At 66.9% G+C, this 24,190-nt stretch carries 25 protein-coding genes and 3 tRNA genes; 6 read left to right on the top strand and 22 right to left on the bottom strand.

The window, feature by feature from the left end; genetic code table 11:
* Positions 1-69 precede the first annotated feature (69 nt).
* From ACV095_RS13740 to rpsB, 5 genes are all read right to left on the bottom strand, one after another.
* Entirely contained in the window at positions 70-990 is a 921-nt protein-coding gene (locus ACV095_RS13740) for a phosphatidate cytidylyltransferase (protein ID WP_018771655.1), read from the bottom strand.
* Complete coding sequence (frr, locus tag ACV095_RS13745; protein WP_018771654.1) at positions 990-1,547, bottom strand: ribosome recycling factor; 558 nt, start codon at positions 1,545-1,547, stop codon at positions 990-992. The genes ACV095_RS13740 and frr overlap by 1 nt, the downstream gene beginning before the upstream one ends.
* Positions 1,548-1,676: 129 nt before the next feature.
* Positions 1,677-2,414 carry a UMP kinase gene (gene pyrH, locus ACV095_RS13750; protein WP_018771653.1) on the bottom strand — a complete coding sequence of 246 codons (738 nt, stop codon included), beginning with the start codon at positions 2,412-2,414 and terminating at the stop codon, positions 1,677-1,679.
* Between the two features lie 134 nt (positions 2,415-2,548).
* A complete protein-coding gene (gene tsf, locus ACV095_RS13755) occupies positions 2,549-3,385 on the bottom strand; it encodes a translation elongation factor Ts (RefSeq protein WP_018771652.1) in 837 nt (278 codons plus the stop codon).
* 128 nt (positions 3,386-3,513) lie between these two features.
* Positions 3,514-4,371 (bottom strand): 30S ribosomal protein S2, encoded by an 858-nt coding sequence (rpsB, locus tag ACV095_RS13760; RefSeq protein WP_018771651.1) that lies wholly within the window; start codon positions 4,369-4,371, stop codon positions 3,514-3,516.
* Between the two features lie 458 nt (positions 4,372-4,829).
* Here rpsB and ACV095_RS13765 point away from each other — a divergent pair, with 458 nt between their 5' ends.
* Complete coding sequence (locus tag ACV095_RS13765; protein ID WP_018771650.1) at positions 4,830-5,441, top strand: M23 family metallopeptidase; 612 nt, start codon at positions 4,830-4,832, stop codon at positions 5,439-5,441.
* A 69-nt stretch (positions 5,442-5,510) separates the two neighbouring features.
* Here the strand turns inward: ACV095_RS13765 and ACV095_RS13770 are convergent, their stop codons facing one another.
* The 6 genes from ACV095_RS13770 to ACV095_RS13795 form a co-directional block, all read right to left on the bottom strand.
* Entirely contained in the window at positions 5,511-6,701 is a 1,191-nt protein-coding gene (locus ACV095_RS13770) for an acyl-CoA dehydrogenase family protein (protein ID WP_478222083.1), read from the bottom strand.
* 144 nt (positions 6,702-6,845) lie between these two features.
* Positions 6,846-6,919, bottom strand: a tRNA-Ile gene (locus ACV095_RS13775).
* A gap of 74 nt (positions 6,920-6,993) precedes the next feature.
* Positions 6,994-8,190 carry a glycosyltransferase gene (locus ACV095_RS13780; RefSeq protein WP_478222084.1) on the bottom strand — a complete coding sequence of 399 codons (1,197 nt, stop codon included), beginning with the start codon at positions 8,188-8,190 and terminating at the stop codon, positions 6,994-6,996.
* 112 nt (positions 8,191-8,302) lie between these two features.
* Complete coding sequence (locus tag ACV095_RS13785; RefSeq protein ID WP_018771647.1) at positions 8,303-9,211, bottom strand: DMT family transporter; 909 nt, start codon at positions 9,209-9,211, stop codon at positions 8,303-8,305.
* Positions 9,211-9,834, bottom strand: a complete 624-nt coding sequence (locus tag ACV095_RS13790) for a CDP-alcohol phosphatidyltransferase family protein (protein ID WP_018771646.1) — start codon at positions 9,832-9,834, stop codon at positions 9,211-9,213. Before ACV095_RS13790 ends, ACV095_RS13785 begins: the two co-directional genes overlap by 1 nt.
* Before the next feature lie 66 nt (positions 9,835-9,900).
* Positions 9,901-10,752 (bottom strand): phage holin family protein, encoded by an 852-nt coding sequence (locus ACV095_RS13795; protein WP_026266129.1) that lies wholly within the window; start codon positions 10,750-10,752, stop codon positions 9,901-9,903.
* 181 nt (positions 10,753-10,933) lie between these two features.
* On the opposite strand from ACV095_RS13795, the gene ACV095_RS13800 reads away from it, so the two are divergent.
* From ACV095_RS13800 to ACV095_RS13810, 3 genes are all read left to right on the top strand, one after another.
* Positions 10,934-12,157 (top strand): multidrug effflux MFS transporter, encoded by a 1,224-nt coding sequence (locus ACV095_RS13800; protein WP_478222085.1) that lies wholly within the window; start codon positions 10,934-10,936, stop codon positions 12,155-12,157.
* Between the two features lie 84 nt (positions 12,158-12,241).
* Complete coding sequence (locus ACV095_RS13805) at positions 12,242-12,466, top strand: hypothetical protein (RefSeq protein ID WP_478222086.1); 225 nt, start codon at positions 12,242-12,244, stop codon at positions 12,464-12,466.
* A gap of 65 nt (positions 12,467-12,531) precedes the next feature.
* The gene (locus tag ACV095_RS13810) at positions 12,532-12,939 is read left to right on the top strand and encodes a hypothetical protein (protein ID WP_018771642.1); all 408 of its coding nucleotides are present in this window, start codon (positions 12,532-12,534) and stop codon (positions 12,937-12,939) included.
* Positions 12,940-13,011: 72 nt separating this feature from the next.
* On the opposite strand, the gene ACV095_RS13815 is transcribed toward ACV095_RS13810, so the two are convergent.
* The 11 genes from ACV095_RS13815 to ACV095_RS13865 all read right to left on the bottom strand — a co-directional run bounded on the left by ACV095_RS13815 (position 13,012) and on the right by ACV095_RS13865 (position 23,302).
* Positions 13,012-13,084: transfer RNA gene (locus ACV095_RS13815), tRNA-Asn, on the bottom strand.
* Between the two features lie 124 nt (positions 13,085-13,208).
* A tRNA-Asn gene (locus ACV095_RS13820) sits at positions 13,209-13,281 on the bottom strand.
* Between the two features lie 93 nt (positions 13,282-13,374).
* On the bottom strand, positions 13,375-15,321 hold the full coding sequence (dnaG, locus tag ACV095_RS13825) for a DNA primase (protein ID WP_056389994.1): 1,947 nt from the start codon (positions 15,319-15,321) through the stop codon (positions 13,375-13,377).
* A gap of 28 nt (positions 15,322-15,349) precedes the next feature.
* A complete protein-coding gene (locus ACV095_RS13830) occupies positions 15,350-15,610 on the bottom strand; it encodes a ferredoxin (RefSeq protein WP_478222087.1) in 261 nt (86 codons plus the stop codon).
* Positions 15,607-16,929 (bottom strand): NADH-ubiquinone oxidoreductase-F iron-sulfur binding region domain-containing protein, encoded by a 1,323-nt coding sequence (locus ACV095_RS13835; protein WP_478222088.1) that lies wholly within the window; start codon positions 16,927-16,929, stop codon positions 15,607-15,609. The genes ACV095_RS13830 and ACV095_RS13835 overlap by 4 nt, the downstream gene beginning before the upstream one ends.
* Positions 16,926-17,483, bottom strand: a complete 558-nt coding sequence (locus ACV095_RS13840) for a ferric reductase-like transmembrane domain-containing protein (protein WP_223994590.1) — start codon at positions 17,481-17,483, stop codon at positions 16,926-16,928. The genes ACV095_RS13835 and ACV095_RS13840 overlap by 4 nt, the downstream gene beginning before the upstream one ends.
* Positions 17,476-18,630 carry an FAD:protein FMN transferase gene (locus tag ACV095_RS13845; protein WP_478222089.1) on the bottom strand — a complete coding sequence of 385 codons (1,155 nt, stop codon included), beginning with the start codon at positions 18,628-18,630 and terminating at the stop codon, positions 17,476-17,478. Before ACV095_RS13845 ends, ACV095_RS13840 begins: the two co-directional genes overlap by 8 nt.
* 1 nt (position 18,631) lies before the next feature.
* The gene (locus ACV095_RS13850; protein ID WP_478222090.1) at positions 18,632-19,000 is read right to left on the bottom strand and encodes a hypothetical protein; all 369 of its coding nucleotides are present in this window, start codon (positions 18,998-19,000) and stop codon (positions 18,632-18,634) included.
* 118 nt (positions 19,001-19,118) lie between these two features.
* The gene (locus ACV095_RS13855; RefSeq protein ID WP_051081449.1) at positions 19,119-20,432 is read right to left on the bottom strand and encodes a deoxyguanosinetriphosphate triphosphohydrolase; all 1,314 of its coding nucleotides are present in this window, start codon (positions 20,430-20,432) and stop codon (positions 19,119-19,121) included.
* A complete protein-coding gene (dusB, locus tag ACV095_RS13860; RefSeq protein WP_018771634.1) occupies positions 20,416-21,594 on the bottom strand; it encodes a tRNA dihydrouridine synthase DusB in 1,179 nt (392 codons plus the stop codon). Before dusB ends, ACV095_RS13855 begins: the two co-directional genes overlap by 17 nt.
* 154 nt (positions 21,595-21,748) lie before the next feature.
* Positions 21,749-23,302 carry a YibE/F family protein gene (locus ACV095_RS13865; RefSeq protein WP_235509763.1) on the bottom strand — a complete coding sequence of 518 codons (1,554 nt, stop codon included), beginning with the start codon at positions 23,300-23,302 and terminating at the stop codon, positions 21,749-21,751.
* Here ACV095_RS13865 and ACV095_RS13870 point away from each other — a divergent pair.
* A complete protein-coding gene (locus ACV095_RS13870; RefSeq protein ID WP_478222091.1) occupies positions 23,288-23,506 on the top strand; it encodes a hypothetical protein in 219 nt (72 codons plus the stop codon). The genes ACV095_RS13865 and ACV095_RS13870 overlap by 15 nt on opposite strands.
* Entirely contained in the window at positions 23,458-24,183 is a 726-nt protein-coding gene (locus tag ACV095_RS13875) for an alpha/beta hydrolase (RefSeq protein ID WP_018771631.1), read from the top strand. The genes ACV095_RS13870 and ACV095_RS13875 overlap by 49 nt, the downstream gene beginning before the upstream one ends.
* Positions 24,184-24,190: the final 7 nt, after the last annotated feature.

Raw genomic sequence — 24,190 nt, forward strand, 5'->3', positions numbered from 1 at the left:
ATGCCGGGGTTGCTTCAGCCGCCCGGGCCCTTTTTATGTCGGACGCCCGGTTGTGCCGGGACTGATGGGTTATGCGCCGGCCACGAGCCCGTACAGGATGAAGGCCACGGGCGAGGCGAAGACGATGGAGTCCAGCCTGTCCATGACTCCCCCGTGTCCGGGCAGGATGCTGCTCATGTCCTTGACGCCCAGTTCACGCTTGACCATGGATTCGCCAAGGTCACCGGCGGTGGCCGCGGCAACGGTTCCCACCGCCAGCACCACCCCTACCCACCAGGGCTTGTCCAGCACGAAGATGGCCGCCAGCACGCCGATCAGCATGGCGCCCGCCGCGGACCCTGCGAATCCCTCCCAGGATTTCTTGGGGCTGATCTTCGGCGCCATGGGGTGCTTGCCGATGGACGCGCCCACCAGGTAGCCGAACGTGTCGTTGGAGACCACCAGCAGCAGCATGACGGCAATCTCCCACGCACCGATGGGGGCGGCGCCGCCGGGCCAAAGCCCCAGCGGCGTGGTACCGGCCGCATGCAGCGGCAGTGCCGCGAAGCTGATGAAGAACGGTACCCAGCCCAGCGTGAAGACACCGGCGAAAATGCTGTTGGCCGATCCGGCGGCGCTTTCGATCGACCGCCACAGCAGGACTGCCACGGCGCTGAGGAGCAGGGCAAACAGTTGGCTCTCGATGCCGCCGAAGTAGGCGGCGAAAGGCAAGGCCACCGTGCCGGTCATGACCGGCACGATGGGCATCCTGGTCCCGTTGTGCTCCAACGCCCGGTAGATCTCCCACACGCCAAAAACGGCGAAGGCCGCGACGATGGCTACGAAAGCCAGCGGGATGAACAGCAGGCCGCCCAGGACGGCCAGCAGCATCGCCAGGCCCACCACGACGGCGGCAGGCAGGTTCCGCCCGGCCTTTGGCGTCGGGTTGCTCCTGGGCTGCTTCCCCCGTGTGCGCGCCCTGGGTGCGGGGGCCTGATCTGCCTGGCCCATCAGACTTCGAGCAGCTCTGCTTCCTTGCGCTTGAGCAGCTCGTCGATGCCGTCCACGTGTGCCTTGGTGAGGCTGTCCAGTTCCTTTTCGGCGCGGGTGCCTTCGTCTTCGCCGGCCTCGCCGTCCTTCACCAGGCGGTCAAGGGTCTCCTTTGCCTTGCGGCGGATGTTGCGGATGGAGATCTTGGCGTCTTCGCCCTTGGTCTTGACGATCTTGACGTATTCCTTGCGGCGTTCCTTGGTCAGCTCCGGGATGGTGATCCGGATGACGTTGCCGTCGTTGGACGGGTTGGCGCCGACCTCGGAATCGCTCAGTGCGCGTTCGATGTCGCGCATGGCGGACTTGTCGAACGGGGTGATCAGGATGGTCCGGGCGTCCGGGATGGCGAAGGAGGCCAGCTGCTGCAGCGGGGTGGGCGAGCCGTAGTAGTCCACCAGGACCTTGTTGTAGAGGCCGGGATTGGCGCGACCGGTACGGATGGAGGCGAAGTCTTCCTTGGCTACCTCAACCGCCTTGTCCATCTTCTCTTCGGCCTCAAGCAAGGTATCTTCGATCACGGTCTCTCCTGACGGTTCTGGTGCAGTCCGGGGCGCCGGTTCCCTGCACTCACGTGGTTCTTTGTTGCCGTTTCCGTCCCCGCCGGGAGGGGCGGGGACGGAACTGTCCTGGAATCATCCTAGCCGGAGCTAGGCAGTGACCAGCGTGCCCAGCTTTTCGCCGAGGATGGCGCGGGTGACGTTGCCTTCACCCTCCATGCCGAAGACCACCATGGAGAGGTTGTTGTCCTTGCACATGGTCATGGCCGTCTGGTCCATGACGCGGATGTCGCGGCGCAGCGCATCGTCGTAGCTCAGGGTCTCCAGGCGTTCCGCGGTGGGGTCCTTCTTGGGGTCTGCGGTGTACACGGCGTCCACCCCGCTCTTGGCCATGAGGACCACGTCGGCATGCACCTCCAGGGCCCGCTGGGCTGCCACGGTGTCGGTGGAGAAGTAGGGCAGGCCGGCGCCGGCGCCGAAGATGACCACGCGGCCCTTCTCCATGTGGCGGATGGCACGGCGCGGAATGTAGGCCTCGGCCACCTGGCCCATGGTGATGGCACTCTGGACGCGGGTTTCCACGCCCGCCTGCTCCAGGAAATCCTGCAGTGCAAGGCAATTCATGACCGTGCCCAGCATGCCCATGTAGTCGGCGCGGGATCGGTCCATGCCGCTCTGGGACAGTTCGGCGCCGCGGAAGAAGTTACCGCCGCCCACCACGATGGCCACTTCCACCTGCGGGACGGCCGCCGCAATCTGCTTGGCGACGTCGCGGACGGTCTCGGGGTCGACACCGAGTTTCCCGCCGCCGAAGACCTCGCCGGAAAGCTTCAGGAGGACCCGCCGCTTGTTCTTCTCGGAATGGATGACAGTGTTGACGGCTTCCATGATGCCTTCCCGTTGATGACTCTGAAAAAAGGGTATCCTGCCGGATCCTGTGGTCGGAACCGGCCGCGCTCCATGTGGACTGCGCGCATGCAAAAGGGGCGGCCACCGAAGTGGCCACCCCCTTGCGGAATCGACTAGGAGCCGACGCGGAAACGCGTGAACGCGGTTCCCTTGACACCGGCCTCTTCGAGGATCTGTGCCACGGACTTCTTTGCGTCCTTCGCGAATGCCTGGTCAACCAGGACCTCGCCCTTGTAGAAGCCCGTCACGCGGCCTTCCACAATCTTGGTGAGGGCAGCTTCGGGCTTGCCTTCGGCCTTGGCGGTCTCCTCGGCAATGCGGCGCTCGGACTCAACGAGTTCGGCAGGAACGTCCTCACGGGTGAGGTAGTTCGGAGCCATGGCGGCGATGTGCACGGCGACGTCGTGGGCGGCGGTGGCGGCGGCTTCGCCTTCACCGTCGACAGCGAACAGGACGCCAACCTGGGCCGGGAGGTCCTTGGAGGTCTTGTGCAGGTAAGCGTCAACCGTTGCACCCTCGATGCGGGAGATGCGGCGGACAACAACCTTCTCGCCCAGGACTGCGCCCTCTTCGATGACGACCTCGGACAGCGGCTTGCCGTCGACCTCGGTGGCCAGCAGGGTTTCGAGGTCGGCGGCGCCGGACTCGACGGCGACGGCCAGGACCTTGTCGGCCAGCTGGATGAACTTGTCAGCCTTGGCAACGAAGTCGGTCTCGCAGTTGACCTCGATCATGACGCCGACGCCATTGCTGACCTTGGCGGCCACGAGGCCTTCAGCGGTGGAGCGGCCTTCGCGCTTGGTAGCGCCCTTGAGGCCCTTGATGCGGATGATCTCGATGGCCTTCTCGGCGTCACCGTTCGCTTCGTCAAGAGCCTTCTTGACGTCCATCATGCCGGCGCCGGTGCGCTCGCGCAGGGCCTTGATGTCCGCGGCAGTGTAGTTCGCCATGTGAACCCCTCTGTCTAGAAAATGTGTGGTGGTGTACGGACCGACAGGACGGCGGCCCACAAGGTGGGCTGCCATCCTGTCAGCAGTTCCGGCTGCGGACAGCGCGGAAAATCCGGATTTAAGTTGTGTTACTTGGCGTCTTCGGCGGGAGCCTCGGCGGCGGCCGGAGCTTCGGCTTCTTCAGCCGGAGCAGCGGGGGCTGCAGCAGCTTCCTCGGCCTTGCTGCCTTCGAGGAGCTCGCGCTCCCACTCAGCCAGCGGCTCTTCCGGAGCTTCGGTGGCGCCCGTGCCGCGGTTGTTGCGGGCGATCAGGCCCTCGGCAACGGCGTCGGCGACAACGCGGGTCAGGAGGTTCACGGAGCGGATGGCGTCGTCGTTGCCCGGGATCGGGAAGTCGACTTCGTCCGGATCGCAGTTGGTGTCCAGGATGGCCACAACCGGGATGTTCAGCTTCTTGGCCTCGTCAACGGCGAGGTGTTCCTTCTTGGTGTCCACGACCCAGAGCAGGGACGGAGCCTTGGTCAGGTTGCGGATACCGCCCAGGTTGGACTCCAGCTTGGTGAGCTCGCGCTTGAGGAGCAGCAGCTCCTTCTTGGTGTACGCGGAGCCGGCGACGTCGTCGAAGTCGATCTCTTCGAGTTCCTTCATGCGCTGGATGCGCTTGGCGACGGTCTGGAAGTTGGTCAGCATACCGCCGAGCCAACGCTGGTTGACGTAGGGCTGGCCCACGCGGGTGGCCTGCTCGGCAATTGCTTCCTGGGCCTGCTTCTTGGTGCCGACGAAGAGCACGGTGCCGCCGTGGGCAACAGTGGCCTTGACGAACTCGTAGGCACGGTCGATGTAGGACAGCGACTGCTGAAGGTCGATGATGTAGATGCCGTTGCGCTCGGTGAAGATGAAGCGCTTCATCTTCGGGTTCCAACGGCGGGTCTGGTGTCCAAAGTGGACGCCGCTGTCAAGCAGCTGGCGCATGGTTACGACGGGCATTCCGACGCTCCTTATTTTCCGGCAGGTCATTCATGAGAAAACCCGGAGGCTTCTTACCCTGCCAATAGTTGACGGTTGATTAGCGTGGCCCGGGCGGGCCGTGCTCCTGGCATCCACCGCCCTTCCCATCAGGACCAAAGCCTGACCGCAGGAAGCGCAGTCCTCCGTGCACGACACCGGGGCGTCGGCAGCCGGAGGGCTGGATGCGCGTAGTCAGCCGCCGCTCCCCCACACTTCTGAATGAGATGTGCCGACGCAATCCGGACAGGGGCATGTACCGCGGGGGTAAACCACTGGGACGGGAAGCGTTGAGGGCGCAGCAAACTGCTCCATCAAGTGTACTACAGGCGTCCCCTTCCACCGGACACCCGGCGCTGCCGGCGCACGCCGCCAGGTGGTTGTCCACATAGGCGGAAAATGCCCTGCCGGTACCACGCGCGGCCGGGCAGGCTGGTCCCATGAAACCACCGGTGCTCCTGGCCGCACTCCTGCTGTTGCCTGCGTCCGTGGCCTCGCCCGGCCCGGCCCTGCCGTCCGGCGCTGGCACACTCCAGGCAGCCACACTCCAGGCATCCACACTCCAGGCATCCACCCGCGCGGCAACCATCCACAGGGACAGAACGACGGCGGCTGCCGCGGCGGGTGCAGCACCTTCCTGGCAGTGGCCGCTGGCACCGCGCCCGCCTGTGCTGCGCGGTTTCAATCCCCCGCCAAAGCCCTGGCTCAGCGGCCACCGGGGCGTTGACCTGGGTTTCGCCGTGGCCGGGGCTCCCGTCACGTCCCCCGCGGCGGGAACGGTGGGCTTCGTGGGGGTCGTGGTGGACCGGCCCGTGATCACCATCGACCATGGCGGTGGACTGCGGAGCAGTTTCGAACCCGTGGAGAGCACCCTGGCAGTCGGGGCCACCGTAACTGCGGGCCAGGTGGTGGGGGCCGTGCTGCCGGGACACTGCCCGGCGGCGCAGTGCCTTCACTGGGGAGTCCGGGACGGAGAGGACTACGTCAATCCGCTGCAGTTCGTCCTGGACCTTCGCCCGTCCATCCTGCTTCCGCTGCCAGGCCCGCCGTGACCTGCAGTCCCGTCGGGGGCGGCGGGTCGGTGGCGGCCAGGCGGTGGGGTCGCACCTTGGGAATGCCGGCTAGACGATGGCCGAGATGCCCGTGATGGCCCGCCCGGTGACCAGCGTGTTGATCTCGGCTGTGCCCTCGTAGGAGTAGATGGCCTCGGCGTCGGCGAAGATCTTGGCCATCTCGAAGTCGGTCACGATTCCGTTGCCGCCAAGGATGCTGCGGCCCAGCGCCACGCTGTCCCGCATGCGCGCCGTGGCGAAAGCCTTGGCCAGCGCCGACTGTTCGTCCCTTGCCGCGCCCTCGTCCTCCAGCTGTGACAACCGGACCATCATCCCTGTCGAACTGACGGTGTTGCCCAGGATCCGGACCAGCTGGTCCTGGATGAGCTGGAAGGAAGCCAGGGGGCGGCCGAACTGGTGGCGCTCCACGGCATAGCGGCGGGCAACGTCGAACGCGGCCAGCTGGAGACCAACGGCCTGCCAGGCGACTGACAGGCGGGTGGCCTTGAGTACTTTGTTGACGTCCCGGAAACTGTTGGCGTTGGCCAGTTTGAAGCGTTCCGGGACCACCACGTCCGCCAGGACAATGTCGGCGTTTTGGACGGTGCGCTGGGAGATCTTGTTCTCGATCTTCGTCGCGCTGAACCCGTCAAGCGTGGTGTCCACCATGAAGCCCTTGACCTGGTTGTCCGCCACGTCCCGGGCGTACACCACCACCCAGTCGGAAAAGGTGGCGTTGCCGATCCACCGTTTTGCCCCGTTGAGGATCCAGTTGCCTCCGTCTTTCCGCGCCGTGGTGCGCGTTCCGCCGGCAACATCGCTGCCGCCCAGCGGCTCGGTCAGGCCGAAGGCACCGATCTTCTTCAGCGAGTAGATGTCGGGAAGCCACGCGTCCTTCTGCTCCTGGGACGCCAGCAGCTCGATGGAACCGGTGAACAGCCCGTCGTGCACGCCCAGGAATGTGGCGATGGAGGCGTCGGCACGGGTGACCTCGGCGTGCAGCATGCCGGCGAAGAGGTTGGAGTACCCCTGCCGGCGGACGGGGCTGACCAGGTCCAGGCCGGCAAGCTTCGGCACCAGGTCCGCGGGGAACTCACCGCGGTTCCAGCAGTCCACCGCGATGGGCCTGACCTCACGTGCCAGGAAGTCGCGGACCTCGGCGAGGCGGTCCTGTTCCTTGCCGGAGAGAAGCTGTTCGAAGGCAAAGAAATCCCCGTCGGCGTAGGGAAGTTCGTGGGGATCGGCTGCGGAGGTGGCCATGGGTACCTTCTTTGGTGATCAGCGCTGACCATGCCGCGGAGCGGAGCACGGTATGTTACTGGTCAGTAACATACCGCAGGAGGCGGGGTTAACCAAGAAAACCGCGGCCAACGAAGATCGTCGGCCGCGGTTGTCGATTGGCGGTAGGGCTACTCGGACTTGAACCGAGGACCTTAGGATTATGAGTCCCGCGCTCTAACCAGCTGAGCTATAGCCCCAAACCCCCGCAGACACGTGGTCAAACGCCACGCTCCGGCAGGGCAGAAACACTCTAGCAAACCCGGGAAAGGGTTCAGACCACTTTGTCCTCGTAGGTGGCGCCGCGGTAGAGGTCCTCGAAGGTCTGCAGCGTCGTCTGGATACTGTGCGGCTCCACCATGTGGCGGCTGGCACGGCCCATGGCGCGCTGTTCTTCCTTGGGCAGCTCCAGGACCTGGGTGATCTTCTTGGCGAGGTCGTCACTGTCGTTGGGCGTGAACAGATACCCGTTCTCGCCGTCACGCACCAGGTGCGGCAGCGCCATGGCGTTCGCAAGGACCACCGGGGTGGAGGCGGACATCGCTTCCAGGGTCACCAGCGACTGCAGTTCCGCCGTTCCGGGCATGCAGAACAGGTCCGCCCGGATGTAGGCCTTACGCAGGTCCTCGTCGCTGGCAAGGCCCAGGAACTTCACCCGGTTTCCCAGCCCCAGACGCCGCACCAGGTCCTCCAGGGCGGAGCGCACTTCGCCGCCGCCCACGATCTCCAGATGGACGTTCAGCTCCGGCGGGGTCTTGCCGATGGCCTCGATGAGCACGTCCACATGCTTTTCCTCCGCAAGGCGTCCGGCAAACATGACGGTGGGGTTGGCATGGGGCTCGATGTGTTCGCCCGGCTTGAGTTCGTAGGCCGCGGAGTCGATGCCGTTGGACAGCGGGAGGACTTTCCGCAGGAAGGCGTGGTCGTGCATGGCCCGGGCGGCCAGGGGCGTGGGGGTGGTCACCACGTCTGCCTGTCCCATGACCTTGCCCATGTCCTTCCAGGAGACGCGCCCGATGATGTCCTTGAACCACTGCGGGAAGGGCAGGAAGGGGTTGAGGTTTTCGGGCATGAAGTGGTTAGTGGCGATGATCCTGACGCCGCGTTTCACGGCCTCATAGAGCACGTGCTCGCCGATCATGTAGTGGCTCTGGATGTGCACCACGTCCGGCTTGACCCGGTCGAAGAGCAGGCTGATGTCCTTCTTGATTTCCCAGGGGAAGCAGAGGCGGAAGGTCTCGTGGGTGAAAGCCCTGTGCGAGCGCAGCCGGTGCACGGTTGCTTCCTCGCGGAACTCGGTGAAGCTCTTTCCCTTGCTGTCGCGGGACGCCAGAACATGGACGTCGTGTCCCCGTGCAGTCATGCCCTTGGCCAGCCGGTATCCAAACTGTGCCGCGCCGTTCACGTCCGGCGGATAGGTGTCCGCCGCGATCAGGATGGTCAGGGGGCGCTGGTCGGCTGGCGTGGTCATATGGAGTACTCCTGATGGTCACGGTGCGGGCAGCGTGGAACTGACAGCACGGTTGGCCGGCGGCGCAGTTGGCCCGCGGCCTCGTGGGATTGCTTGGAATTGCTGGAATGGGCTAGTGGGACGGCCTGCCGGCGGCCTTCCGAGCGTCCTTCTTGCGCTTGGTGACCTCCGGGTGGTGCCGGGAAAGGGCGATAACCCCAACGATAGCAAGGCAGGCGGCCGTTCCCATCGCAATCGCCATGACGGCATGGACGTCGGGACGCAGCTCACCCAGGATGATGATGCCGATCGCGATGCCCACCATGGGGTCGACAACCGTGAGGCCGGCTATCACCAGGTCCGGCGGACCGGTGGAGTAAGCGCTCTGGACGAACCAGGACCCCAGGCCGCCGGCCGCGACGATGGCCACCACCGAGTACCACTGCACGTTCAGCAGGAACAGGCCGTTGGGGTCCAGGAGGTGCTTGCCGATGATCCTGGTCAGGACCGCGACGAAGCCGAACAGGATACCGGCGCCGAGGATGTAGACGAATGCGTTCATGCGGTGCTTGAACATCACGGCCAGCGTGCCGAACAGGCCCACTGCCAGGGCGAGCAGCAGCACGATGGTGAGTTCGTCCGCCAGGCTGACGTGGTGGCTCTCCTGGGTGACGTTGACCGCCAGGAGGACAAAGAGCGCCGAGCCGGTGACGCATGCGGCGATGGACACGGTGGTGGCACGGTTGATGGTCAGGTCCTGGTCCCGGGCGTTGACCACGGTGGTGATCACCAGGGCGATGGCGCCGATGGGCTGGACCACGGTGAGCGGCGCGGAGACCAGGGCCACCGCGTTCATGGCCATTCCGGTGCAGAGCAGCAGGAGCCCGAACATCCACCGGGGGTTGCGCAGGAGGCGCAGGAACCCGTTGGAACTCAGGGCGAGGCCGCCGGTGTCGGCTTTGACAGCGCTGCCCTGGCGCTGGGCGCCCAAGGCCAGGCAGAAGGCGCCCAGCACCGCCAGGCCGACGGCAACCCACACCATCAGCCGTTCCCGCCGTCGTGCTGTTTCAGTTCCCTGCCCTTTCGCAGGATGGCCCAGAAGTAGTTGTAGGCGGCCACCCAGTGGCCAACCAGGCCAAGGCCCAGCACCACCCAGGCGGCGATGAAGAGTTGGCCGGCGAAGCCGGTGTCCAGGCGGGAGAGGACCAGCAGCGGCGTTCCCAGGAGCAGCAGCCCGGTCCGAACCTTGCCCACCACGCTGACAGGAAGATCCGGGTGCCCGCGGAAAAGGGAGAGCGTCAGGACCAGCAGGACGGCGTCGGGGACTACCAGCGCGGCCAGGTACAGCCAATGCACGACGCCGGCAATCACCAGGGTGAACGCTACGGCGAGCAGGGCCAGCCGGTCGGCGATCGGGTCAAGGACCCTGCCGAGCTTGGAGGCCTGGTCGAAGCGGCGGGCAATGTAGCCGTCGATCCAGTCCGTTCCGGCCATGATTGCCAGGACGACCACGCCGGCTCCATATTCCTTTTGGGCCAGGACGAGCCACATGAAGAGCGGAACGCCCATGAACCGCACCACGGTGAGCAGGTTGGGGATGGTGAGTACGAGGTCATGGTCCACCTGCGGACGGCCGGGGCGGGCACCTGCACCAATGAACTTCACCCGTCCCCCTCTCCTTCCTGCGCCGCGTGGCGGTCTTTCGGTCATGAGTTGTTGAGCGGAAACGGCCTAGTTAGAGCGGAGCAGCTTTCGGAGGAGGACCACCAGGACGGTTCCGGCTGCCACGAAAGCTGCCAGGGGCTTCCACCGCGTGGACAGGTCCGCGGATCCGGACAACGCCGCGAACCTCTGCCCCGCGGCCTCCACACCGCGCTGCGCCAGCACCTGGCTCTCGCGGGCTTTGACCTGGGCGGCGGCCAGCACGTAGCGGGCCTGCGTCTTAAGGTCCAGCTCCACGCCAAGTTCGTCACGCACCTCGGTGATGTGGTGGCGCCGCTGGCTGAGCCGGCGGACAAGCTCGGGCTCGGATGCGTGCGGGAATTCCTTGTCGTGCTCGGCGGCCTTTGCCGCCTTCTCGGCCTTGGCCTTGGCAGCTGCTTCAGCCTTGGCGGCCTTCGCAGCCTTGCCCTCCGGGCTTTCAGGATCCAGCACAGCCGGGTTGAAGGCGGACCCTTCGCGGGCCACGCCGATATCGTGCCTGATGCCGCGGATGGTTTCCTCCGGCATCAGCGGCATGGCCTTCTTGAACCTCGCGAGGCCAACCAGCCCGCCAATGAGGGCCACCAGCAGGAAAGCGGCGGACACCAGGAGGGCTGCCAACCAGGCGGGCATGATGGTGGCCAGTCCCATGATGGCTGCGACAATCAGGCCCACCACCAGGAAGGCAAGGAACAGGAGCGCCACGGCGAAGAAGGCCGCAGCCACGCCGACCTGGATTCCCTTGCGCTTGAGTTCGATCTTGGCGAATGCGATCTCGTCATTGAGCTGGCGGGGCGCCAACCGGAATAGGAGTCTTGCCGTCCCGGGCAGCGCAGTGATACGCAATCCGGGGCTGGTACGCCCGCTGTGACGTCCGCTCATCGGTTCCGCCTTACTGGTCTCATGGGTCACATACTGCTTCCGTCTACTGCGGAAATGTGCAGCCGCACAGTCCACGCCACCCAAACTACCATTCAGGTTCAGGGCGAACTTGGGGGCTTGCCGGGCGGCGCGGCCTACAACGCTGCAAAAACTGCCGTGGCCGGGCCTAGGATTGTTCTCCGTGACCAATCCCCCCAATCCGGGCGACCTGCTGAGCCGCCGCCGCAAGCTCCTGTACATCCTCCTCCTGGGCGCCCTCACGGCCCTCGGCCCGTTCACCATCGACCTGTACCTGCCGGCCTTTCCCGCGCTGGAGGCAAGCCTGGGGGTGACCGAGGCGCAGGTCCAGCTCACCCTGGCCGGGACAACGGTCGGGTTTGCGTTTGGTCAGCTGGTGGTGGGTCCCTTCAGTGACAGGTTCGGCCGGCGGACCCCGCTGATCCTGGCCACGGCAGTGCACATTGCGGCCTCCCTGGGTGCTGCCCTGTCCACGGACATCGCCACCTTGGGAGTCTTCCGTGTGCTCATGGGGGTCGGCGCGGCCGGGGGCGGCGTGGTGGCCATGGCCATGGTGCGTGACCTGTTCTCCGGCTATGCCATGGTGCGGATGTTCTCCCGGATGTCCCTGGTCAACGGGCTGGCACCCATCCTGGCCCCCGTCATCGGCTCACAGCTGCTCCTGGTGATGCCGTGGCCCGGCATCTTTGTGTTCCTGGCGGTATACGGGACGTTGGTGATCGTGGCCGCCCTCCTCCTGGTGCGCGAGACCCTTCCGCCGGAGAAGCGGGGCCAGAGCGGCATGACGGCCCGGCAGCGCTACAAGGCACTCTTCAGCGACCGGATCTTCGTGGGGCTGCTGATGGTGGCCGGCTTCAACTTCGGCGGCCTCTTCACCTACCTCTCCGCCTCCCCCTTCCTGTTCCAGGAAGTGTTCGGATTCTCTGCCCAGCAGTACGGGCTGCTGTTCGGCATCAATTCCCTGGGCATCGTGGCCGGCGTGCAGACCAGTGCCCGGCTGATCAGGATCGTCCCGCCGCAATGGATCCTGGCAGGGGCCACCGCCTGGATGTTCCTGATGGGCCTGCTGATCGTGGTGTTCGACCGGGCGGGCCTTGGGCTGTGGAGCGTGATGGTCCCGCTGTGGTTCTACATCCTGGGCACGGGCTTCATGTTCCCCTGCGTGCAGGTGCTGGCGCTGGCGGGCCATGCGGCCCAGGCCGGGACTGCGGCATCGCTGCTGGGTGCGGCCACGTTCCTCATGGCAGGACTGATTTCGCCCGTGGTGGGCTGGCTGGGCATCACCAGCGCCGCGCCGATGGGTGCGGTGCAGGCCTCCTGCATCCTGCTGGCCATCGCCGCCCTTTGGCTGGTGGTCCGGCCGCGTACCGTACCTTCAATCCACTGAGTACCTTCAATCCACTGAGCCCCTTCGATCCACTGAGCCCCGTCAATCCACTCCACGTTCCAGCCGTCCTGTGAAAGGCAGCCCATGAGCAGCAAACCGCACCGCAACGGCAGGGGACTTTTCCTCGGGGCGGTGCTTGGCGCCGTCGTGGGCTATTTCGCCGGCCGCGCCCTTGGCAACCCTGCCACCGGCATCGTCCTGGGGATGCTGGCAGGCGCCGCTCTCCTCTACCGCGTGAACCCTGGACCGGGGAAGGGTGGACCGGGGAAGGACGGACCAGAGAAGCGCGGGCGCAGGAACCGCCGCTGACCGACATGCCGCACCGGGGCGGCTTTCCCTGCCCCTGCGGCTGCCTGCAGGGATAAAATAATCCCGTGTCCAGCTGGCAGAACCAACCGCCACTTCCGGCCACATGGCAACGGTGCGACGCCCGAATCCTGCCACTGTGGTGGGAGCGGCTGTGCGCGCAGGCGGGCCAGCAGTCGGCGGCACTGTACGCGGCCGGGCTGTTCACCGAAGACCGGCGCCGGCCCATCGCCCAATGGTTCAACCCCGCCTTCAATGCAGCCCTGCTGGTGGCGCCGGAGACCTCGCCGGAATGGCCCGTGCAGCGGTTCGGCATCTTCTACGCCCCGCCGGACGCCGGTTTTGTCAGGATCCACTCCGCTCCGCACGAATGGAACCCCCGCGAGCCCCGGAAGTCACCTACCGAGAAGGAGGCCTTCGAGGCAGCAATTGCCGAGGCCGAAAGATTCCTGCAAGTGGAAATGGACTTCGTCTAGCCCGGCTTCCCGCCCCGCGGAAAGAAAAAATCCCCGTTCCTCCGAGTGGAGGAACGGGGATTTTTCGTAGCGCTCCTCCTGCTGGACTTGAACCAGCAACCCTTCGATTAACAGTCGAATGCTCTGCCAATTGAGCTAAGGAGGAATGAAGCAGGTACGACATTAGCAAAGGATTCCGGCCCAAGGGAAATCGGCGGTTTCACGGGCCCACACGCCCCATATGGGAGACAAAAAATCCCCGTTCCGGAGGCCGGAACGGGGATTGGAAGCTCCTCCTGCTGGACTTGAACCAGCAACCCTTCGATTAACAGTCGAATGCTCTGCCAATTGAGCTAAGGAGGAATGAAGCGGGTATTAGCCTAGCAAACACCTGCGGCGGAAACGAAATCGGGCGGCCGGTGACCTCTGCCACGCCCGCCCGCTCCAGGCTCCCGCCTACGTCTCCGCGCGCAGTGCCCTGCGTTCCATCTCCAGCATCATCAGTTCACGGTTGAGCCGCTGGTAGGTTTCCGGATCCGTTGCGGCGTCCAGGCGCTGCAGCTGGCCCATCTTGTCCGCCTTGACGCGGGTGATCTGGAGTTCGAAAAGCCGGGACAGGATGTCGCGGCAGTACTTCAGCACGGCTTCCTCCGTGTGGGCAGGCAGCGGCACCACGGCAAGCTCCGAGACGAGCGGGCGGAGGGGCTCGGGAACCTCGTGCATGACGTGCTCCACCCAGCGCACGGGATCGCCCACAAGCCCGGGGCCGGTGGCGCGCATGGCGTCATGGACGGCCTGGAAGGCGGGGGTGGCAAACCTGGCGGCGGCGAACCGCTCCCAAACCCCACCGGCCAGCAGCGACGGCTGCTGCAGCGCCACTTCCAGCGCCTGCCGTTCCATGGACGCCACGGGGTCCCGCGGGTCGGGGCGGTGGTAGGAGGGCACAGCGCCCGACGACGGCCCGGCAGCCACGCCGGGCCCGCCGGCCTGGGCGGTGGCGGAGTTGGCAGTGGCCGGGTGGGCAGCCCCTCCCCCCTGCTGTTGGCCGGGTGCGGCGGGGCGCCCCGTGTCTCCGCGCTTTACGGCCGCATTGACCAGGCGCAGGACCTCGTTGGGGTCCGGCATGCCCAGCCAGCCGGTCAGCGCCTGGCAGTAGCCGGTGCGGGTGGAGGCGTCGCGGATGGCCGCCACCACGGGCACGGATGCCTTCAGGCCCTGCACCCGGCCCTCGACGGTGTCCAGGTTGAACTGCTTCAGCGTGGTGCGGATGGCGAACTCGAACAGCGGCCGCCGGGACTGGATCAAGGCGTGCACGGCTTCATCGCCCCGGCTGAGCCGGAGGTCGCAGGGGTCGGCACCCGTGGGTTCCACGGCCACGTAGGTCTGCGCGGTGAACCGCTGGTCCTCCTCGAAGGCCCGGAGGGCCGCCTTCTGGCCGGCGGCGTCGCCGTCGAAGGTGAACACCACCTCTCCCCCGGTGCCGTCGTCTGACAACAGCCGGCGGGCTATCTTGATGTGCTCGGTGCCGAACGCGGTGCCACACGTGGCCACCGCCGTCGTAATTCCCGCCAGGTGGCAGGCCATCACGTCGGTGTAGCCCTCCACCACCACCAGCTGGCGGTCCTTGGCGATGCTGCGCTTGGCGAGGTCGATGCCGTACAGGACCTGTGACTTCTTGTAGAGGGTGGTTTCCGGGGTGTTCAGGTACTTGGGGCCCTGATCGTCCTCGTAGAGCTTGCGCGCGCCGAAGCCGATGGTGTCGCCGGCCATGTCCTTGATGGGCCAGATGAGGCGGCCACGGAAACGGTCGTAAATTCCCCGGTTGCCCTCGCTGAACATCCCGGTGAGCTTGAGCTCGGCATCGGTGAAACCGCGGCCGCGGAGATGCTTCAGGAGGGCATCCCACCCTTGCGGGGCGTACCCGCAGCCAAAGTGTTCCGCCGCTGCCCTGTCAAAGCCCCGGCCAAACAGGAAATTCCTGGCCTCGGCGGCGCCGGGGGTGAGCAGCTGGGCGCGGAAGAACTCGTCCGCGATCTTGTGCGCGTCCAGGAGCCGCTGGCGGCGGCCCACCTCCTCGCGGTTGGGCCCGGTCCCGCCGTCCTCGTAGCGGAGCTCGTAGCCGATCCGGGCGGCAAGCTTTTCCACGGCTTCCTGGAAGGAACTGTGGTCCTGCTTTTGCACGAAGGCAATGACGTCACCGTCCTCGCCGCAGCCGAAGCAGTGGTAGCGGCCTACCTGGGGACGGACGGTGAAGGACGGCGAGCGCTCGTCGTGGAAGGGGCACAGACCCTTGAAGGTTCCCAGCCCGGCACCCTTGAGCGTGACGTAGCCGTCCACCACTTCCTTGATGTCCGTGCGCTGGCGTACTTCGTCGATATCTTCACGTTTGATCAGCCCAGCCACACAGCAATCTTAGTGTCAGGCCTGGCCCCTACCGGCCAGGCACCCTCTGGTCCGGTTGCTGCGGCGTCCGCCCGTGCAGGCTCAGTGCCAGTTTGGGGCAGAGGAAGACGGCCTCCTGGGAGGCTTCCCGGTCGGCTTCCCGCAGGGGCACGTCCGTGCGTTCGCGGCCCGCCTTGCCGCGGGCCACGGGATACCCCCAGTCGTCCCGGTCCAGCACGCCGGGAAGAAGTTCGGTGCACAGGCCCCGGCCGTCACAGCTGGTCCAGTCGATGTGCAGGTACGTCGTCATGCCGCTGCGCCTCCCGGACCCGTGCAGTATCCGGAAAGGTGGGCCCGGAAGTCCGGGGCAAACACCTCAAGGGCGCTGCTGACCAGTCCGGTGGTTCCCTCCGGATGCCGGCATGCGCCGCGGCCGGAAACCAGCCGCCCCAGGCGGTCCAGCTCGGAGGCCAAGCGGGGATTGCGTTCCCCTCCGCCAATCCTGTTCAGGACGGATGCCATGGCCGGCAGGCCGAACATGCATGGCCCGCATTGCCGGGCGGACTGGTTGGCCAGGTAGCTGACAATCCGGGCCGTCGCCTGGATGCCGCAGTCCTGCAGGTCCAGGGCATGGATCACTCCTGCACCCGGCCGGGCGGTCCGGTCCGGCGGTCCCGCGGGCGAGATGGCGTGTGCCCCGGGACGTACCCACCGGCCGTGGTAGCCGCCCACCAGGACGGCGGACAAGGAGGCAGGATCCATCCCCGCTTCCTTCAGGACCGCGGAAAGTTGCACGCCGCCGGGCACCTCCAGCACCACATCCCGGACCGGGGCGGGGCCGGACACGGACACCAGCCGGGTGCCGGGATCCGTTGCGGTGCCGGCCTGGCGGAACCACTGCGCCCCGTAGCGTGCGATCAGGGCAACCTGGGCCAGGGTTTCGACATTGGCCACCAGGGTGGGGCGGCCGTTGAGTCCCGACTCGCTGAGGCGCCCGCGCTGGTCCGTGGGCATGGCGGCACCGTTGGCAATCATGTTGACCACCGCGCTCGACTCCCCGGAGATGAACGTTTCGGGCGACTCCACCAGGCGGATGTTCGCGGCCCCCGGGCGCTCTTTGAGCGCCTGCCGCATGCGGGGCAGGCTGGCCGCCGGCGCGTAGACGTACATGCCGGCGCCGCCCAGGGCAGCGGCCAGGACCAACAGTCCGTCGATGACGAGATGGGGCGCATGGGCCAGGAGCGTCCGATCCTTGAAGCTGAGCGGTTCGCCTTCGGCGCCGTTGGCGATCACCACAGGTTTGGCGGAAAACAAACCCTTCCTGCCCTGGCCGGCGGCCGCCGTGGCCTTGCGCCAGGTTTCGAAGGCGGCCCCACCCCGGCCAGTCAGTCCGGCCACCGCCAGCGCCTTCAGCAGGCCGCCCGCGGCAGGCTGCGGCTCCCAGGGCCCGAAGGTTTCCAGGTGCTGGGCCCACCCTGCGTCGGGGCCTGCGGCCAGGAGGCGCGGCTCCTGGTGGCTGCTGTCCCGGGATGCCGGCCGGTGACCGCTGTTGTGGGGGTCATCGTGGCCCTTCCGGGACACCGTCGGCTGGATCCCGGAGGCCACCTGGGGGTGCATGTCACGGCTCACGGGAGGTTTCCTTGCCTGGCATGCGAGGTCTCGAGGAAGGACGGGCTCAGCCGCCACAGCAGGGCCGCGGCAACAGCCACCGCGGACGCCACAGCCAGCAGGAGGAACCAGCCGCTTGAGGCGTCGGTGCCGTTGCCGAGGGCGTGCGCCATTGCCACCGGCCACACGCCGTAGCTGAGCCAGTGGACGGCCTTGAAGCTGCGCAGCCCGATCCGGTGGCGCAGCAGCCCCGTCACCACCACAGCCAGGACAAGGTCCAGGGCCACCGTCCCCAGCCCCTGCCAGAACGGCTGGAAAGAACCAAGGAACGGCACCACGATGTCCACCGGGTTCAATTTTGCGTAGGAGTCAAGAAGCAGGGAGCCCACGTGCAGCCCCAGGAAGACCGTGGCGAGCAGGGAGATGTTCCGGTGCAGGAGGCTGATGGAAAACCGGGGCAGCACCATGAACGGCCGGCCGGACCGGTTCAGGATCCCCAGCAGTACGGATCCGGTGAACAGGGCAAGGGACACAAACCCACTGACGCGGCCAAAGGCCCACATCGCTTCATCCATGGCGGACACCCCCACCGGCCGTGAAGCTTCCAGCGCTGGTGCCTGCAGCGTTTGCGGCAGGGCGGCAGCCACCGGCCGGCCAGCCACCGGTGGTTGTCACCCTGCCTCTGCTGTCCACGAGCCGGGCCGGGATCCCTTCGGCCCGGAACCATTCCAGGGCCGCGAAGCCGCGGACTATGGCAGCAGTACTGAACGCGTTGGCTTGCAGGCAGGTAAGGGCCGCCACGGTCACCGAACGCCAAACTGTTTCGGCCGGGAGGCCAAAGCGGGGGTCAAGGATGTGGTGGACGGTCGTCCCTTCGTGCGTCCAGCGGCGCTTTTGGGTACTGGACGTAGCCAGGGCATATCCCGGCGCCAAAGAGATTTGTTGGGCTGGGTCTGCGGGAAGGTCCTGAACCAGGATCTGCCACTGGCCCGGCTTCCCTTCCACCGTGGGTCCCGGCCCTGCGGACGCAAGGTCGCCGCCCAGGCCCACGAGGACCCCGCAGCCCAGCTTCCGGTGCACCTCGGCGGCGGCAAGATCCGCGGCGACAGCCTTGGCTGACGCGCCCAGGTCGAGGCGCAGGTCAGCCGGTACGGTCAGCTTGGCCGAATCGAGTGTTACCCGGGACCATCCCGGGAGCCTGGGAGCAGGGTCGGGCGGCAACGGGACGTGCGGCGACGGCGCGGGCAGCGCCGGCACCGGCACGCTGTGCAGCCCGGGCCAGCCCTGCATCTCCGGGCCGTGGCCCAGGGCTGCCAGGTCTGCCCCGAGCGTGGGATCCACATCGCCGCCGGTCATCTCCGCCACGTCCAGGGCGCGTTCCAGGAGCAGCCGGAACAGTGGGCTTACGCTGACGCCCGACGCCATTCGCGGCTGGAGCCGCACCAGTTCAGAATCGCCGCGGAAACGGCTGCAGGCGAGGTCGACGGCGGCCACCACGCCGCGGACAATGGCTTCCGCCGCGGCAAGCCTGCCGGGATCGGTAACGGTCACGGATGCGTCCAACTGCCAGACTGTCCAGCTGGATTGCGCTGTGCTTTCCGGAGTTGCTGTGGCTTCCGGAGTTGCAGTGGCTTCCGGAGTTATGGTGTCGACGGAGGCTGCTGCGCCGCCGGTGGTGGTGGAACCAGCAACCCCGGTACCGGAAACATCTACGCTGTCCACGTCAGGACCCCGAGGACCTGCCATGGACGGTGGCGCCGTTCCCGGGCTGGACCGGACTGGTGCTGCCGTTATTGCCATAGCTCTTGGAGCGGCGCGTGCTGTTGTCTTTGCGGGTTCCGTAGTCGTCGCCGTCAGAGCGGGAAGAACCGGATTTGGGCGTGCTCCCCTGGGTGCTCTTGTCCTGCGTGCTCTTGTCCTGGGTGGTCTTGTCCTGGGTGCTGCTGTCCTGGGTGTGGGTGGTCCTGGCTATCACGGACGGCGTTGCAGCATAGACGGCAGCCGCCGCCACGCCGGCAGCGGCGAAACTGCCAACGCCCACGGCCGCGGTAATCCCGGTGGCGAGGCGCTTGCCCCTGCTGCGAGTACTCATGACCTGCTCCCGATCCTAGCGGCCCGTCTTTCCTCCCATGGTGCGCTTCATTCCTGTGTAGATCCTTTAAGGAAGCTGTTGATCCGGCCGATGTCCAGGGGCGGTCTTCACGGGCGGTTCACCAGAGCGAGGGCAGGCTCCCCACCAAACGCTCGTACATGGCCAGGGCGGACCCGTCGGTGAGGGACGCCACCTGGTCGATGATCACGCGAAGGCGGGCGCCGTCGTCGTCCGCCGCCCGCCAGTCCGCCGCGAACATCGGCTCCAGATGCCGGTCCCCCGTGGCGCTGAGGGCTGTCACCAGGGCGTGCAGCACCTCGCGCTGGCGCTCATAGATGGGCTGCCGGTGTTCGGTGGTCATCACGAAGGTGGTGGCAAGGCCCTTCATCACCGCGATTTCCATGACGGTCTCGTCCGGGACCATGAGTTCGGCGTTGTAGCGCGTGAGGTTCTCCGGCCCGTAAACGGCCCGGGTGGTTTCCAGGGCGCTCTGGCAGAACCTGCCGATCAGCTGGCTGGTCATGTTCTTCAGGGCAGCCATGGACTTGCGGCTTCCATCCGCCTCGCGGACCCAGACGTCGGTGGCTTCGAGCCGTCCCAGGGCGGCGTCGATGGCGGCGGGGTCGTTGTGCGGGAGATACCACTGCTTGGCGTACCCCACCACCCGGGCGCGGTGGTCCGGGTTGTCCATCCAGCGCAGCTGGAAGTGGCCGGCAACGATCGCGTCCTCCACGTCGTGCACCGAGTAGGAGATGTCGTCGGCCAGGTCCATCACCTGGGCTTCCAGGCAGGTCCGGCGTTCCGGGGCGCCCTCGCGGATCCAGTTGAAGATGGGCAGGTCGTCCTCGTACGCGCCGAACTTGCTGGTGCGCTGGCCGTGGATCACCGGCGCTTCCAGCGCGGACCACGGGTATTTCGACGCCGCGTCAAGGCTGGCGCGGGTGAGGTTCAGTCCGGCAGGCCGGCCGTCAGCAGTGAGCACCTTGGGTTCGAGCCGGGTGAGCAGGCGGAGGGTCTGGGCGTTGCCCTCGAAACCGCCGATGGCATGGGCCACCTCGTTCAGCGCCGATTCGCCGTTGTGGCCGAAGGGCGGGTGGCCCAGGTCGTGGCTGAGGCAGGCGGTGTCCACCACGTCCGGATCGCAGCCCAGGGCACGGCCCAGTTCGCGGCCTACCTGCGCCACTTCCAGGCTGTGCGTGAGGCGGGTGCGGACAAAGTCGTCGGTGTCCGGTGCCACCACCTGGGTTTTGGCGCCCAGCCTGCGCAGGGCCGAGGAATGCAGCACCCGGGCGCGGTCCCGCTCAAAGTCGGACCGGTAGGTGCTCTTCGGCGGCTCCTCAAACCAGCGGGCAGAATCGTGCGTGTCGTACCCGGGGAGCGCCAGGGCGGCGGTGGGGGTTCCTGCCGTCGGTGTTTCAGCCACCGGAAACATCCAGTTCTGCGGCGGAAATATCCCGGGACTGATCATCGTTCAGGGCCCGGGAGTCCAGCCAGTCCTTGGGCAGGGCAGGCCTCTTGGGTGAGCCGGCGCGGCCGCGCGGGCCCTCGGCGTCCACCCCCGGATAGGGCGAATCCAGGTCCAGCTCGGCCAGGGTGTCCCGGAGTACCTCCAGGCTGGTGACCAGGGCCAGCCGGGTGCGCAGTTCCCCGCCCACCACGTAGCCCTTGAAGTACCAGGCGATGTGCTTGCGGATCTCGCGCAGCGCCTTCCCTTCATCGCCGAAGGTTTCCACCATCAGTTCTGCATGGCGGTAGACGCCCTCTGCCACCTGCCGCAGGTTGGGCCGGTGGCGGACGTCGCTGCCTTCGAAAGCGGCCTGCAGGTCGCCGAAGAGCCACGGCCGGCCCTGGCAGCCGCGGCCCACGACTACGCCGTCCACGCCGGTTTCGCGGACCATCCGGACGGCGTCCTCCGCGGACCAGATATCGCCGTTGCCCAGCACCGGGATGTCGGGCAGGGCCTCACGGAGCCGGGCGATGGCGGACCAGTCGGCCTTGCCTGAGTAGAACTGGGCGGCGGTGCGCCCGTGGAGGGCGACGGCGGCAACGCCGGAATCGCGGGCGATGCGGCCGGCGTCGAGGTACGTCAGGTGGTCATCGTCGATGCCCTTGCGCATCTTGATGGTCAGTGGAACGTTGCCTTTGGAGGCTTCCCTGACGGCGGTCTGCACGATCGAGGTGAAAAGGTCGGTCTTCCAGGGCAGGGCGGAGCCGCCGCCGCGCCGGGTCACCTTGGGAACGGGGCAGCCAAAGTTGAGGTCGATGTGGTCCGCCCTGTCTTCCTCCACCAGCATCCGGACGGCGGCGCCGACGGTGACGGGGTCCACGCCGTACAGCTGGACGGACCGGACCTTTTCGTCCTCGTCATGCGAGATGATGCGGAGGGATTCGGGTGTCCGCTCCACCAGCGCGCGGGAGGTGACCATCTCCGCCACGTACATGCCGCCGCCGTACTCACGGCAGAGCCTGCGGAAGGCGGAGTTGGTGATGCCGGCCATCGGGGCCAGGATCACCGGGGTGTCAACCGTGATGGGTCCCAGCTTCAGGGGCGGGAGTTCCAGCTTGGGGGCGGGGGGAGTTGCTGCAACAGTCACCTGTCCATTGTTGCAAAGCCGGGCAAATCGGCCATTCCCGCCAGTGCCAGTGGCCCGTCGCAGGTTTTGGGCAACCGGATTTCCAGGCTGGCCGACGCCCAGCAGCACGCGGCAGCAAAGCAGCCCGCTGAAAGGCCGTCCGTCGTAAGGCTGTTCAGCCGCGGTCGGCCCGGCGGCCCCGCCGGGTGGCGGGTTCGTGCACTTGTTCGTTCACTTGTTCGTGCGGGGGTTCGACGGCGGCGCGCCGGCTGCGCTGCTCGAGCGCGGCAGCGGCGAGCGCCCCGGTGTCCGCAACGCCGTCCGCGGGGCTGTGCCCGCCGTCGTTCTTTCCGTCTCCTGCTGCAATGTCCTGCGCCTCAGTGTCCTGTGACCCGGCAACCGCAGGAGCGGCGTCCGCGGCCCTGATGCCGGTTGCCTTGACTACGAGCACGGCGATCAGGGTGGTGACGGGGATGGCCAGGACCAGCCCGATCGATCCCACAAGGGTCCGGATGACTTCCTCGGACAGTTCGGCGCTGGTGAGGGTGTCCAGCAGCGGCCGGTCGTAGAGCATGACGATGATGAGGATGGGCAGTGCGGCGCCGGCGTAGGCGAAGGCGATGGTGTACACGGTGGAGGCGATGTGGTCGCGGCCGATCCGCATGGCGGAGGTGAACAGCTTCCGCGCACTGCTGGCCGGTGCCAGTTCGTAGAGCTCCCACACCGCGGAGGACTGGGTGATGGTGACGTCGTTGAGGACACCCAGGCCGGAGATGATGAGTCCGCAAAGGATCACCCCCGAGATGGAGATGTTGGCCGAGGTGTTCACCAGAGTGGCGGCGTCGTGGCTGCCCACTCCGGCAAGGTTGGCGGCGTCGGTGGCCCAGGCTGCCAGCAGCGCGGTGATGGCCAGGCCGAAGATGGTGCCCAGGAGTGCGGTGGATGTGCGCGCGGAGAATCCGTGCGCGAAATACAGCACCCCGATCATGATCACGGTGGAACCCACCAGGGCCAGCAGCAGCGGCGGTTTGCCTTCCACCAGGCCTGGAAGCAGGAAGTTGGCCAGCACGAAATAGGCGCCCACCAGCCCGATCAGGGCCCGGAGGCCGCGCCACCTGGCGACCGCGATGACCACCGCGGCGTAGAGCACGGCGAGCAGGACAATCGGCAGCGTGCGGACGAAGTCCACGAAGATGTAGGCCGGTGAGCCCTGCGAGCCCGTGGCGCCCTGGACCTTGGAGAGATTCAGGTACCGGATCTGGTCCCCGGGCTTGACCCCGTGCGAGGAGGCCACATCCGGGTTGATGACCACCTTCACCGGGCTGCCGCCCTTGTCCGGCTCCGTGAAGGCGAAGGTGCAGTCCGAGCCCTGTCCCGGCGGCTGCTGTGTGGTGCCCTGTTGGCCCGTGCCCTGTTGACCTGTCCCCTGTTGGCTGGTGCCCTGTTGACCCGTCCCCTGCTGGCTGGTGCCCTGCATGCAGTTTTCGGTCACCACGTTCTGGATGGTGCCCGTATCGAAGGTCACCCCGGGGGCTGTGGAGTACGGGTTGGCGAGCGAGACACCTTCCCTGCTGCCCGACGGCCACAATGCGGCCATCCCGGCCAGGGTCAGCAGCGCCAGCGGAATGAGCACCGCGGCAAGGATACGGTTCGCCTTGCTGCGGGCAGCCATCGCCTGGGGCGTCGGCTCCGAATGATCCAAGGAAGCATGGGAGTGACCGGCGCCCATCAGAAGTACAACCTCATGGTTGAACTCTACGTGGGCCGCCTTAGGGTTTATAAATGGACCATCGGGATGGGGAGGAACCAGGCATGGGCAACCGTGGTACGCATGGGCCAGGCGTTCAAGGGGCAGGAGTTCAAGGCGAAGGTGACGCCGGCGGGGTGCAGGCCGGGCAGGCGCCGGTGGTTCCCGGCCACCAGCCTGTACTGAGCGTCCTTGAAGCATCCGGCGACACCAAGGGCGTGGTCCTGGTCCTGCACGGCGGCAAGGCCCACAGCCGCGATCCGGTGGAGGCCCGGCACCTGAGCCCGGCCAGGATGGTCCCCTTCGCCAGGCACCTGCACCGCGCCGGCCGGAAACACGGGCTGGCCGTCTGGTCACTGCGCAACAGCGTCCGCGGCTGGAACGGGCCTGACATGTCGCCGTTGCAGGATGCCCGCTGGGCGCTGGGGAAGATTTCCGAACGCCACCCCGACGTTCCGGTCTTCCTGCTGGGCCACTCCATGGGCGGCCTGACAGCCGTGTGCGCAGCGGACCACGCCCAGGTTGAGGCCGTTGTGGCGCTTGCCCCGTGGCTGAGCCCGCAGACTCCCGCAGCCAGTGTCGCCGGAAGGAAAGTCCTGATCATCCACGGCACCACCGACCACATGACCAGCCCCTCCCAGTCCCTTGCCTTCGCCCGCCGGGCCTCGGCCGACGCCGCGAGCATGCAGTACGTGGCCCTCAAAGGCGTGGGGCACTTCATGCTCCGTAAGATCCGGGTGTGGCAGACACTCGCCACCGGGTTCGTCATCAAGTCCTTTGCCGAGAGCACGGGCGCCGCAGTCCGGCCGTCGCCTGCCTTCACCCGGCTGCTGCCGGACTCATCCGCCCAGGTCACCCTCTAGGCAGTTT

It is taken from the genome of Arthrobacter sp. JDC6 (assembly GCF_056484025.1).